We start from the raw sequence: 12650 nt of genomic DNA on the forward strand, positions 1-12650 counted from the left end.
TTAACGACCGCGAACCGCTTGTTCCAGCTCAGCGAAGCTAGGACGGTGCGCCGGGTACAGAACCTTGCGACCGAACTCCACCGCCAGCGACGGCGGCATCCCGGAAGCCGAAGCCACCAGCGAAGCCTTGATGGCTTCGTAGGTGTTCAGTTCTTCCTTGGCATCGTGAGCCAGAGAGTGGGCCAGCGGGCCAAAGAAACCGTAGGCCGCGAGAATACCGAAGAAGGTACCGACCAGTGCCGCCCCCACGTGCAGACCGATGGACTTCTGGTCGCCTTCGCCCAGGGATGCCATGGTCACCACGATCCCCAATACCGCCGCGACGATACCGAAACCGGGCATGGCGTCGGCGATGCCGTTCACCGCGTGGGACGGGTGCTCGAGGTCTTCCTTGAGGCTGTAGAGTTCCATGTCGAACAGGCCTTCCAGCTCATGGGGAGCCATGTTGCCGGAGGACATGATGCGCAGGTAATCGCAGATGAACGCGGTCATGCGTTCGTCTTTGAGCACCGCCGGGTACTTGGCGAAGATCGGGCTCGCGGCGGCATCTTCGATGTCGCCTTCGATCGCCATCATGCCTTCGCGACGGCTCTTGTTGAGGATCTCGTAAATCAGCCCCAGCACTTCCAGGTAGAAGGTGTGGTTGAAACGCGAACTGAACATGCCCAAGGACTTCTTGAGCACGTGCATTGTCATGTGGCCGGGGTTGGCCTGCAGGAAGGCGCCAAGGGCCGCGCCGCCGATAATCATCACCTCGAAAGGCTGGATGAGAGCGGCAATCTTGCCGTGGGAAAGCACGTATCCGCCGAGCACGCTCGCGAATACGACGATGATGCCGATAATTTTAGCCATAGGTAGGAGAGCACTTACTGAGTCGGGTTCAAGGTCATATTCGGAAGTTAAAAAATCTCTTCTTCTACTTATCGGCAAAACTGCGCCAGACTATAGCCAGTTAAGGCGAAAAGCTAATTTGACCCGTTCAGGGCATAGGTAAAGCAGACGATGATCGCGTCCAGACATGGCTAACGAAACGAACGTCCCAACGCCAAAACCAACCACGCTTGAAAGCTGGGTCAAGCTTCTCGATGGCGTACGCCTGCCGGTTCCGCAAACCAGCCACGACCGGGTCTGCAAAGCCATCCGCGATAACCGCAGCTCGCTGCGTGACATCGCTGAACTGATGCAGGAAAGCCCGGCCCTGGCGTTGAGCGTGATTCGCGAAGCCAACCGTCACACCCATGGCAGCATGACCGAGCCCGCTGAAAACCTTGAGGTGGCGATCAATCGCCTCGGTTTGAAACGCACCGAAGAACTGCTCGACCGCCTGCCCGCCGAACCCCAATTGCAAATCCCCGTCGCCCTGCGCCAGCTTCAACTGATCAGCCAGCACGCCACTCAACAGGCCAACGGTTTTTTTGCCAGTCGCCTGGCGCGACTGTGGCAGGACATCCACTGGGGCAGCCTGCTGTTTCTCTCGCCACTCTGGCCCATGGCGCTGACCCATCCGCAGTTGCTTGAAGAGTGGGAGTTGCGGGTTATCCATAAAGGCGAGTCGGCACGCAAAGTCGAAAAGCAATTGTTCGGCGTGCGCCTGCTGGAAATCTGTCTGGCGCTGGTGGACGTCTGGCGCCTGCCGATCTGGGTGCAGCAAGGTTATCGGCTGCTACGCAGCGAACAACGTGAGCTGGTGAAAGTCCTGCGCATCGCACGTGACAGCGACCACCCATTGCGCCAACAGAACCGCCTCGATGACGACCCGACGTTGCGCCGCTGGCTCAATCAGCCCGCCAATACCGTGCTGCTGGCCAACGGTCTGGCGCTGGCGGCACAACAGGCCTGGGACAGCCCCCATTGCGAGCGCTGGCAGTACCTGACCAGCCTTTACCTACAAATGCCGATGGATGAGGTGCAACAACAATTGCACCAGCAGGCCGCCAACAGCGCTCGCCAACACGCCATGCCAGACCTCTGGCACCCGGCCGAATTGCTGATCTGGCCACCGGGCGCGCACCGCGTGCATGCCGGTTTGTTGCCCGCACCGGCGCCGACCGCCGAAGACCTGGCGAAGTGGCGCAAGCAATGCGCCGAATTGCTGGTGGAGCCGAGCCGCTTTACCAATGCCATGCACTTGACCACATCGGCCCGGGACGCTCTGGTGGCGTGTGGCATGCGCCGGGTGATGATTCTGATGGCCGACCGCACGCACGCCAATTTGCGTGTGCACCAGACCGCCGGGCTACCCAAGGAAGTGGCCGGCCTGAACCTGGTGGTCAGCCAGAGCACCGTGCTGCAACGCCTGCTCGCGCAACAGGCCCAGGTGCGCCTGACGCCGGCCAACAACGCACAATTCTCGGCCCTGCTGCCAGCCAGCTTGCGTAACCAATTCAGTGGCGAACACCTGCTGCTGCGCTCACTGGTCAACAACGGCCGGGTGATCATGATCGTGGTAGCGGATCAGGGCGGCGGACCGTTCTCGGAAATCACCGTGCAAGCGTTCGGCAAAACCGCTCAATGCATCGAAAAGGCCCTGCACAGCTTTAGCCACCGATAGGGCCTGTTATCAGTTATTTCCTGCCCCAAAATAACTGATAACAGGCCCTCATGACGCTGCGCTACAATCCTCCCCTTTGTGCTCTGGAGACCTCACATGTCTGACTTCTCTGGCTTGGCGCTGGTGATCGAACCGAGCGACCTGCTCCCGCGTCTCGACTCCCGCGAACTGATTCTGGTGGACCTGACCAGCAGCGCCCGCTATGCCGAAGGGCATATCCCCGGTGCACGCTTTGTCGATCCAAAACGCACTCAGCTGGGGCAGGCACCTGCGCCTGGCCTGTTGCCAACCCACGCCGCGCTTGAAGCATTGTTCGGCGAACTGGGGCACAACCCTGATGCGGTCTATGTCGTCTATGACGATGAAGGCGGCGGTTGGGCCGGGCGTTTTATCTGGCTGCTGGATGTCATCGGCCACAGCAAGTATCACTATGTCGACGGCGGCCTGCCGGCCTGGCTGGCAGAAGGTTTGCCCATGTCGATCCAGATCCCGCCGGCAGTCGGCGGCCCGGTCGCCCTGACCCTGCACGACGAACCTGTCGCCACCCGCGAATACCTGCAAAGCCGCCTCGGCGCCGCTGACCTGGCGATCTGGGACGCACGTGGCCCGCAGGAATACTCCGGCGAGAAAGTGTTGGCGGCCAAGGGCGGGCACATCCCCGGCGCGGTCAATTTCGAATGGACCGCCGGCATGGATCAGGCGCGCAACCTGCGTATCCGCACCGACATGCCGAAAATCCTGGAACAACTCGGCATTACCAAAGACAAAGAAGTCATTACCCACTGCCAGACACACCATCGCTCTGGCTTCACCTATCTGGTGGCCAAGGCGCTCGGTTATCCGCGGGTCAAAGGCTACGCCGGCTCCTGGGGCGAATGGGGCAACCACCCTGACACGCCCGTAGAGATTTAAGTTTTTCAAGGACAGTTAATGAATAAGCGTTTGTTTATCCTCAGCCAATACCTGCTGCCCCATCACTTGCTCTCGCGACTGGCCGGCTGCATTGCCGAATGCCGCGTGCGCTGGTTCAAGAACGCCTTTACCGCCTGGTTCGCCAAGCGTTATCAAGTGGACATGTCCCAGGCGCTGGTCGAAGACCTGACGGCTTACGAGCACTTCAATGCGTTCTTTACCCGCGCCTTGAAGGACGGTGCTCGCCCGCTGGATCAAACTCCAGGCGCGATCCTCAGCCCGGCTGACGGTGCGGTCAGCCAGCTCGGCCCGATCGAACACGGTCGCGTTTTCCAGGCCAAGGGCCACAGCTTCAGCGTGCTGGAACTGCTGGGTGGCGACGCGGCCAACGCAGCGCCCTTCATGGGCGGCGATTTCGCCACCATTTATCTGTCGCCGAAAGACTACCACCGTGTGCACATGCCGCTGGCCGGCACTCTGCGCGAAATGGTCTACATCCCCGGCCGCATCTTCTCGGTCAACCAGACCACCGCTGAAAACGTTCCGGAACTGTTCGCCCGCAACGAGCGTGTAGCGTGCATTTTCGACACCGAGCGCGGCCCGATGGCCGTGGTGTTGGTGGGTGCGATGATTGTGGCGTCGATCGAAACCGTTTGGGCTGGCTTGGTCACACCGCCAAAACGCGAGCTGAAAACCTTCCGCTACGATGAAGCGGCCCGTGCGCCAATTCACTTGGAAAAAGGTGCGGAACTGGGTCGTTTCAAGCTCGGTTCTACGGCGGTCGTGCTGTTCGGGCCGGATCAAGTGAAATGGGCTGAAGGGCTGGGCGCCCTTTCGCCAGTGCAGATGGGCCAGGGCATCGGCCTGCCAACCGCCTGATCCCTCGATCCGATCCCACGAACGCCTTTCGTGGGATCGGACATTTCCTCCCGTTGCGCCCCCTCCTCCAGCGTTCATAGCTGCTACAGTCAAAGTCATTCGTTGCCCATTTCCCGGTCGGAGTTTGTCCACGGCATGAATGAGACCAATCCTGCCCTGCTGCTACGCGCACCGATCCCGACGCAGTCGCGCCTGTCTTTCTGCGAAGCCACGCCACGCGACCTCAAGCGCTGGATCGCCAACCTGCCCAAAGCCAACATCGGTGAAACCGCTCGCCTGTTGTACCAAGGCTTGAATGAACTCAACCAACTGCTCACACCCAGCGACAATCGCCTGCAATTGCTCGAATTGCTGCGGCCCGAGGTGTATTACGTCTGCAAGCTCCTGGAGCGGCATTTTCTGCACCAGGCCATTGTGCTCGACGAGCGCTCGCGCAAGATTGCCAACCTTTGCCAGGCGCTGCAGAGCCACTTGGCGATCGGCTACAAGCAGATCGTCGTCCGCATTGCACCGCGTTTCAGTAAAGACCGTGCACCGCTGCTGACCCTGGCATTGCAACGTGCCGTCCATTGCTTGAACGGTACGTTGATCCGCGCCACTGAGCTCTATTGCCCAGCGCCCGAAGGGCTGTGGCTGGAACTGCATCAGCTGTACCGGATCGGCTGCGAACTTCAGCTGCAACATCAGAGCGTGCGCGATGAACTGGCCAGCCAGACGCAAAGCCTGAGTATCGAGCAGACCTACGTCGTCGCCCTCCTGCTGGGTGCTTCACGCTGCAATCAACTGCGCCAGAACCAGATAGCCCGGCTCGCCGAAGTGCTGGAACCCTGGAGCCAATGGATCAAGCTGCAACCCTCGGACAACGGGCTGTTTGCCGTCGCCCCAGACCTCGACAGCGGCCCGCGTTATCGCGTCAAATTCCCTGCCGAACAACAGGAGCGCTTGTTGGGGATCGACCCGCAGCCCTTGGTCGCCGCCATCGAAATCCATCTGCAACAATCGGCCGACAAGGCATCGCCGCTGCCGGTTCCGACGGGGCTGAATCTGGATACGCTGCAACACCTGTATGCCGCCTGGGGCCAGGCCTCCGAGCGTGGTTTCCAGCGCACCGTCGGCCACGGCACGTTGACCCTGTGCGTGGGCATGAGCGCCCTGCACTTTTATCTCGGTGGCAAACGCCCGTTCAACGACATCCTGAAAAAACCCGGCGCCCGCCCCGCGCAGTTCTCGGCAGCCGAGCCGGCAGGACGCGCCAAGGACCAATGGAAACAGGCCTTCGACGCCGCCCCCCATGGCACGGCAGACACGCTGCTGCCCTACGAAGAGATCGAATATCCACACCTTCAGAAACATGACAACCACGAGGCGTCCGGCCAACAGCATTTCCCGACCTACGCGCTACCGGTGATCAATCACAGCCCTGGCGGTTATTGCCTGGCCTGGCCCGGCGCAGTGCCTGCCGAACTGCAGGCTGGCGAAATGGTCGGTATCGAGGATACGGCTGGTCAAGGCTGGAGCGTTGCCGTGGTGCGCTGGATCCGCCAGGTACGGGGCGGCGGCACGCAGATGGGTATCGAACACGTTGCGCCTTACGCCGAACCCTGCGGCCTGCAACTGATTCGCTCCGGCGACGAACACAGCCAGTACTTGCGCGGGCTGTTACTGCCCGCTATCAGCGCCATCGACCTGCCGGCCACCCTGCTCACGCCGCGCCTGCCGTTCCAGGAAGGTAATAAGGTGTTGATCAACACCAATGGCCAGGAACGCCCGGCCGAGCTGGAGAGACGGATGACGGGCACCAACAGCTTCAATCAGTTTGCCTACCGTTCGCTGGAAGTAGCCAGAAACGAAAACGCCGCGGAAGGCGGCGTGGTCGGGGTAGCGCAAGAGTTCGATTCGTTGTGGAAGTCGCTATAACGGCGAGTCCCAGAGGGTGCCCCTATCGCGAGCAGGCTCGCGATAGGGCTCGCCCGGACGGTCGAAAACTCAGAGCTGCCCGTCGCGATCCCGGAAGCCCAGCAGATACAGCACGCCATCCAGCCCAAGGGTGGAAATCGCCTGCTTCGCCGATTGCTTGACCAATGGTTTGGCGCGGAACGCTACGCCCAGCCCGGCAATCGCCAGCATCGGCAGGTCGTTGGCACCGTCACCGACGGCAATCGTCTGCTCCAGACGCAAACCTTCTTTATGCGCCAGTTCACGCAGCAAATCCGCCTTGCGTTGCGCATCGACAATCGGCTCGACCGCCACGCCGGTGACCTTGCCGTCGACCACTTCCAGTTCGTTGGCGAACACATAGTCGATGCCCAGCTTGGCCTGCAGCTGCTTGGCGAAGTAGGTGAAGCCGCCCGACAGAATCGCGGTCTTGTAGCCCAGACGCTTGAGTTCCGCGAACAGGGTTTCGGCGCCCTCGGTCAGTCGCAGGGAAGCACCGATGGAGTCCAGCACGCTGACGTCCAGCCCTTGCAGCAAGGCCAGGCGCTCCTTGAAGCTGGCGCGGAAGTCCAGCTCGCCGGCCATCGCTCGCTCAGTGATCGCGGACACCTGGTCGCCAACGCCGGCGGCCTTGGCCAGTTCGTCGATGACCTCGGCTTCAATCAGCGTCGAGTCCATGTCGAACACCGCCAGGCGACGGTTACGGCGGAACAGCGAATCTTCCTGGAAGGCGATGTCGACGTTCAGCTCTTGCGCGACGCTGAGGAATTCAGCCCGCAGCGCTTGCGGGTCAGCCGCTTCGCCACGTACGGAAAATTCGATGCAGCCCTTACCCTTGTCGGCCGGGGTGTCCAGCGGCATGCGCCCGGACAGACGGTCGATATGGTCGATGTTCAGACCGTATTTGGCGGTGATCGAACTCACACGCTGCAATTGCTCGGCGGTCACTTTGCGGGTCAACAGGGTGACGATGTGGCGTTTCTTGCCCTGGTTGCCGACCCACTGCTGGTAATCCTCTTCGGACACCGGCGTGAAACGCACTTGTTGCTCAAGCTCATAGCCTTTGAACAGGATGTCTTTGAGCACCGAGTTGCCTTGCTCGGTGTCAGGAATTTCAACCAGGATGCCGAACGACAGGGTGTCGTGGATCACCGCCTGACCGATGTCGAGAATGTTCACACCACCCTGGGCCAGAACGCCGGTTATGGCCGCAGTCAGACCCGGACGGTCGACTCCCGTGATGTTTATCAGGACGATTTCGCGCAAGGCGCACCCCCGCAGGTGGAAAAAAACCGCATTCTACCCATTTTCAGTGACCATCGGGCACCGCGAGCGCTTTGACGGCCTAGGGCCTGTCGCTATACTGCGCGTCAACTTCACGGACAAAGAGCCGAGCTCAAGTGAACCGGCCCACGCCAGTAAAAACCGATAACTTCTTTCTGCTGATCTTCCGGGCACTGCGTCATCGCCGTGTACCGATCGCATTACGCATTGCCAGCCATAACGTGATCCTGGTCGCTCTGGCCCTGGTGATCTATGCCTGTGTGATGGGTTTGCAGTTCAAGCAGGCCATGCACGAGCAGGCGGATGCCCTGGGCGAAAGCCTGACTACCCAGACGGCTACGTCGGCCACGGAGCTGTTGGTGTCCAACGACATCCTCAGCCTGAATGTGCTGCTCAACAACCTGACCAAGAACAAGCTGGTGGCCCACGCTGCCATCTACAGCGTGGATAACCGCATCCTCGCCGAAGCCGGTCAGCGTCCCAAGCACGGCCTGCTGGGCGAAGCCGAAGGCATGTACCAGAGCAAGATCACCTTCCAGGACGTGACCGCCGGGCAACTGCGCATCAGCCTGGACATGGATCAGTTCCAGCAGCCGATGACCATCAGCCTGCAAAGCATGGGCATTCTGAGCGCGATTCTGCTGGCGCTGTCCCTGGCCTTGAGCCTGCGCCTGGGCCGCAATATCTCCACGCCGCTGCTGCAATTGCGGGTGTGGCTGCGCAATATCGACGAATACACCCCGGCCACCGAGCGTCAGGATGAAGTCGGCGATCTCGCTCGCCAGCTGCACGCCAATTTCGCGCCGGAGCCGGCCGAACCCGAGCCCGTTCCGGAGCCCGAGTTCGACGACAGCGATGACGACGAAGAGACCGATCCGGCCTTCGAAGTACGCAACCTGCGTGATCCTAGCTTCGATGAAAGCCGACCGGTGGCAGGTCTCAAGCCTGCTCCGCGGCGCATTGTCAGCACGGTCGAAGACGACGAGGACGACGAAGACCCGTTTGCCGATCTGCGTGACGACTCGACAGAAAGTGCGCCGAAATCCGTCGCAAAGCCGCAGGTATCGAACGTACCTCAACATAGCGCGGTATTGGCGGTGCAACTGGGCGCACAGGATCAACTCCGTCGCCTGCCCCGCGCACGTCTGGAAGAGCTGCTCAAACGCTACCGCGATTGCCTCGATCAGGCGGCGTCGCTCTACCAGAGCGAACTGCACACCCTGAACGATGGCAGCACGCTGATGCTGTTCCACACCGAAGACAGCGGCGATGACTACCTGACCAACGCCATCTGCTGCGGTGAGTTGCTGCGCGCCCTGGGCCATCAATTGCAGATCGAAGTCGCCGACAGCGGCATCACCCTGCAATTGCAGTTGGGCCTGACACTGGGCGACGAACTGTTCGGCTTGAGCCAGATCGACCTGCTGCTGACCGAAACCGCTCAAGATGCGCTGGCCCTGTCGCAACACAGCCGCAACCTGCTGCTGGTGGAGCGCAAGATCAGCGACGACGCGCTGATTCGCCAGCGTGCGCGGATCCGCCCGATTGCAAGCCCTGAGGGTGCGTGCTGCGTAGAACGCCTGATGGAGCCTTATCCATCGATGCTGGAGCGGCAACTGGCGCGGATGCACGAACGCCGGGCATAACCCGTAACCTTGTGCCCGCTATAGAGAAGCCCGCAGATGAGTGATCGTCTGCGGGCTTTTTGTTGTCCCTTAACTCTTGTAGCAGCTGCCGAGCCTGCGAGGCTGCGTTCGGCTGCACAGCAGTCGTAAAATCAGGCGATGGGCACGGTCAGGCAAAACGCGCCAACAAGGTCTGCGAGGACTTCTTCCTCGAACGCAGCCTCGCAGGCTCCGCAGCTGCTACGACCAACCCGCAAAAACAACAAAGCCCGCACAAGGCGGGCTTTGTTCTGGACTCAATCCAGGCTCAGAACCTGAACACTTCCATATCCGTACGAATCGGCGAGGCCATCGGGATCTTTGGCTGTTTCTCCGGCTCTGCTGCCGGTGCTGCCGGTTTGGCAGCCGGTTTGCGCGGTGCTTCAGCGATCGGTGGCTGGTTGGCCAGTGGCTTGAGCGCTGTGGACAGTTGCTCGGCCAGACGCTGCAGCAACACACCCTGGGCCTGAACCTGAGACGCCGTGCCGCCGGAGTGCTGCTCTTGCAGATGAATGATACGGTTATCACGCACCTGACCACGACGATCGATCAGGCGCCATTGCGCGTCCAGGATCGCCGGTTGCGACACACCCGAGTCCAGACGGGTGATGGTCAGCAGAACCTGAACATCCGGCGTGAAGCCCACTGTCGCAGGTGCCAGGACAACGCGCTGGCTGTCCAGATGACCTGCGACCTGACGCAGCAACAGCTGATCGATGTCCGACGACAGGCTGCCCGCCCAACGACCGTCGGCCGATGCTTGAAGGCTGCCATCCGGCTGACGCTGCAACAAGGTTTCACGTTGCAGGTAATCAGCAACCGTTACCGGGCCCAACAATACCGCCATGCCCGCGCTTTGCGCAGGCTGAGCCGGACTTCCGCTGTCCAGTTGATACAGCGACACCGGCTGGTGCACGCTGCAACCCGCCAGGCCAAGAACGCCAGCGAGCATCAAAATAAAAGGAAGGCGCAGAGCAGTCATCGTCCCATCCAGGTGGCTGCCACAAGGCTCACCACAGTGAAAATACTCAAAAAATATGAAGAACGCTCGGCCACGCCGGCGCTTGAAAGGCCATATCATCCGTGAATATGCGTTCCGACTCCAGCGCCAAAGCGTCGATCTACGCGTTAAATCGTAGATCGAGCGCTCTAGGACGCTTAATTGAGGTTTTCGACGAACAGCGCATCCACTCTCTGAAAACCGCGTGGCAGCTTATTACCGCGACGCCCACGCTCACCTTTGTAGTGTTCGAGGTCGTCCGCCTTCAGTGACAAGGTACGTTTGCCGGCCTGCAGCACCAAAGTGGCGCCCTCCGGCAAAACAGCGATGTCCGTGACATATTCTTCGCGACTGGCAACACGCTCACCGGGAATCCCGATGATCTTATTCCCTTTACCTTTACCTAATTGTGGCAGATCGCTGATTTTGAAGATCAGCAGGCGACCCTCGGTGGTCACTGAGGCCAGCCAGTTGTGTTCACGGTCGGCCACCGGACGCGGCAGGATGACCTTGGCGTTGTTCGGCAGGCTCAACAGGGCCTTGCCCGCCTTGTTCTTGGCTTGCAGGTCTTCGCCCTTGACCACGAAACCGTAACCGGCGTCGGACGCAATCACGTACAGCGCATCATCTTCAGGCATCAGCACGCATTCGAAGCTCGCCCCTGGTGGCGGCGTCAGACGGCCGGTCAGCGGTTCGCCCTGGCCACGGGCCGACGGCAGTGTGTGAGTTGCAACCGAATAACTGCGGCCGGTGGAGTCGATAAACACCGCAAACTGGTTAGAGCGCCCGGCCGCCGAGGTCTTGAAGCCATCCCCGGCCTTGTAGGAAAGACCGGTGGCGTCGATGTCGTGACCTTTGGCAGAGCGAACCCAGCCTTTTTCCGACAATACGACCGTTACTTTCTCGTTCGGCAGCAGATCGTGCTCGGTCATCGCCTTGGCTTCGGCGCGCTCGACGATTGGCGAACGACGGTCATCGCCATAGGTTTCGGCGTCCTTGATCAGCTCGCTGCGTACCAGTTTCTTCAGCTTGGCTTCGCTGCCCAACAGGGCTTGCAGCTTGGCCTGCTCCTTGAGCAGTTCATCCTGCTCGGCACGCAGCTTCATTTCTTCCAGTCGCGCCAACTGACGCAAGCGGGTGTCGAGAATGTAGTCGGCCTGGATTTCGCTCAGGGCATAGCGCTCGATCAGGCTGGCCTTCGGCTGCTCCTCGGTACGGATGATGTGGATCACTTCGTCCAGGTTGAGGTAGGCAATCAGCAAGCCGTCCAACAGGTGCAGACGACGCTCGACCTTGTCCAAACGGAATTGCAGGCGTCGACGCACGGTCCGCACGCGGAATTCCAGCCATTCCACCAGCAATGCGCGCAGGTTCTTGAGCTGCGGCTTGCCGTCGAGGCCAATGATGTTGATGTTGACCCGATAGCTGGATTCCAGCTCGGTGGTCGCGAACAGATGCTGCATCAGCGCTTCGTGATCGACCCGGCTGTTGACCGGAATAATCACGATGCGGCAAGGGTTCTCGTGGTCCGACTCGTCGCGCAAGTCCGCGATCTGCGGGGCTTTCGACGGTTTGGCCTGCATCATCGCGGCAATCTGCTCCAGCACTTTGGCGCCAGAGACCTGGTGCGGCAGTGCCGTCACGACGATGTCGCCGTCTTCGACGTGGTAAACAGCGCGCATGCGCACCGAACCGCGACCGGTTTCGTAGATTTTCAGCAGGTCGGCGCGCGGCGTGATGATTTCCGCTTCGGTCGGATAATCCGGGCCCTGAATGTGTTCACAGAGCTCCTCGACCGTGGCTTTCGGTTCATCCAGCAAGCGCACGCAAGCGGTCGCGACTTCGCGCAGGTTATGCGGCGGGACGTCGGTGGCCATGCCCACGGCGATACCGGTGGTGCCGTTGAGCAGAATGTTCGGCAAACGGGCCGGCAACACCAGAGGTTCTTCCAGGGTGCCGTCGAAGTTCGGGCCCCAGTCCGCGGTGCCCTGGCCCAGTTCGCTGAGCAGCACTTCGGAATAACGCGACAGCCGCGCTTCGGTGTATCGCATGGCCGCGAAGGACTTGGGATCGTCCGGCGCACCCCAGTTACCCTGGCCGTCGACCAGCGTGTAGCGGTAGCTGAACGGCTGGGCCATCAGCACCATGGCTTCATAGCACGCCGAGTCGCCGTGAGGATGGAATTTACCGAGCACGTCACCGACGGTACGCGCCGACTTCTTGTGCTTGGAATCGGCGTCCAGCCCCAACTCGCTCATCGCATAGACGATGCGTCGCTGAACCGGTTTCAGGCCGTCGCCGATATGCGGCAAGGCACGGTCCATGATCACGTACATGGAGTAGTTGAGGTAGGCATTTTCGGTGAAGTCAGCCAGTGACCGGCGTTCTACACCGTCCAGGCTGAGATCAAGGGAGTCGCTCATGC

At 60.8% G+C, this 12650-nt stretch carries 9 protein-coding genes; 5 read left to right on the forward strand and 4 right to left on the reverse strand.

The window, feature by feature from the left end:
- Positions 1-852 (reverse strand): flagellar motor stator protein MotA, encoded by an 852-nt coding sequence (gene motA, locus AC1RL4_RS20175; protein ID WP_018928515.1) that lies wholly within the window; start codon positions 850-852, stop codon positions 1-3.
- A 166-nt stretch (positions 853-1018) separates the two neighbouring features.
- Between motA and AC1RL4_RS20180 the strand changes: the two genes are divergently transcribed.
- The 4 genes from AC1RL4_RS20180 to AC1RL4_RS20195 all read left to right on the forward strand — a co-directional run bounded on the left by AC1RL4_RS20180 (position 1019) and on the right by AC1RL4_RS20195 (position 6259).
- The gene (locus AC1RL4_RS20180) at positions 1019-2551 is read left to right on the forward strand and encodes an HDOD domain-containing protein (RefSeq protein WP_230174545.1); all 1533 of its coding nucleotides are present in this window, start codon (positions 1019-1021) and stop codon (positions 2549-2551) included.
- A 96-nt stretch (positions 2552-2647) separates the two neighbouring features.
- The gene (rhdA, locus tag AC1RL4_RS20185) at positions 2648-3463 is read left to right on the forward strand and encodes a thiosulfate sulfurtransferase (RefSeq protein WP_019582192.1); all 816 of its coding nucleotides are present in this window, start codon (positions 2648-2650) and stop codon (positions 3461-3463) included.
- An 18-nt stretch (positions 3464-3481) separates the two neighbouring features.
- Entirely contained in the window at positions 3482-4342 is an 861-nt protein-coding gene (gene asd, locus AC1RL4_RS20190) for an archaetidylserine decarboxylase (protein ID WP_007939614.1), read from the forward strand.
- A gap of 135 nt (positions 4343-4477) precedes the next feature.
- Positions 4478-6259 carry a cyclic-di-GMP receptor FimW-related protein gene (locus AC1RL4_RS20195; RefSeq protein ID WP_230174554.1) on the forward strand — a complete coding sequence of 594 codons (1782 nt, stop codon included), beginning with the start codon at positions 4478-4480 and terminating at the stop codon, positions 6257-6259.
- Positions 6260-6328: 69 nt separating this feature from the next.
- On the opposite strand, the gene serB is transcribed toward AC1RL4_RS20195, so the two are convergent.
- Positions 6329-7543 carry a phosphoserine phosphatase SerB gene (gene serB, locus AC1RL4_RS20200; protein WP_007939616.1) on the reverse strand — a complete coding sequence of 405 codons (1215 nt, stop codon included), beginning with the start codon at positions 7541-7543 and terminating at the stop codon, positions 6329-6331.
- Between the two features lie 134 nt (positions 7544-7677).
- On the opposite strand from serB, the gene AC1RL4_RS20205 reads away from it, so the two are divergent.
- Positions 7678-9207: an AhpA/YtjB family protein gene (locus tag AC1RL4_RS20205; protein WP_230174556.1), complete on the forward strand. Its 1530-nt coding sequence runs from the start codon at positions 7678-7680 to the stop codon at positions 9205-9207.
- A gap of 286 nt (positions 9208-9493) precedes the next feature.
- Here the strand turns inward: AC1RL4_RS20205 and AC1RL4_RS20210 are convergent, their stop codons facing one another.
- Together AC1RL4_RS20210 and parC are read right to left on the reverse strand one after the other, a co-directional pair.
- Positions 9494-10207 carry a PqiC family protein gene (locus AC1RL4_RS20210; RefSeq protein ID WP_019582189.1) on the reverse strand — a complete coding sequence of 238 codons (714 nt, stop codon included), beginning with the start codon at positions 10205-10207 and terminating at the stop codon, positions 9494-9496.
- 176 nt (positions 10208-10383) lie between these two features.
- Positions 10384-12648 (reverse strand): DNA topoisomerase IV subunit A, encoded by a 2265-nt coding sequence (gene parC / locus AC1RL4_RS20215; protein ID WP_019582188.1) that lies wholly within the window; start codon positions 12646-12648, stop codon positions 10384-10386.
- Positions 12649-12650: the final 2 nt, after the last annotated feature.

It is taken from the genome of Pseudomonas sp. GW822-FHT07A10 (assembly GCF_058798795.1).

Coding starts and splice junctions, on each gene's coding strand:
- asd (WP_007939614.1), top strand. CDS start 3,482: ATGAATAAGCGTTTGTTTATCCTCAGCCAATACCTGCTGCCCCATCAC.
- AC1RL4_RS20210 (WP_019582189.1), bottom strand. CDS start 10,207: ATGACTGCTCTGCGCCTTCCTTTTATTTTGATGCTCGCTGGCGTTCTT.
- motA (WP_018928515.1), bottom strand. CDS start 852: ATGGCTAAAATTATCGGCATCATCGTCGTATTCGCGAGCGTGCTCGGC.
- parC (WP_019582188.1), bottom strand. CDS start 12,648: ATGAGCGACTCCCTTGATCTCAGCCTGGACGGTGTAGAACGCCGGTCA.
- AC1RL4_RS20195 (WP_230174554.1), top strand. CDS start 4,478: ATGAATGAGACCAATCCTGCCCTGCTGCTACGCGCACCGATCCCGACG.
- AC1RL4_RS20180 (WP_230174545.1), top strand. CDS start 1,019: ATGGCTAACGAAACGAACGTCCCAACGCCAAAACCAACCACGCTTGAA.
- rhdA (WP_019582192.1), top strand. CDS start 2,648: ATGTCTGACTTCTCTGGCTTGGCGCTGGTGATCGAACCGAGCGACCTG.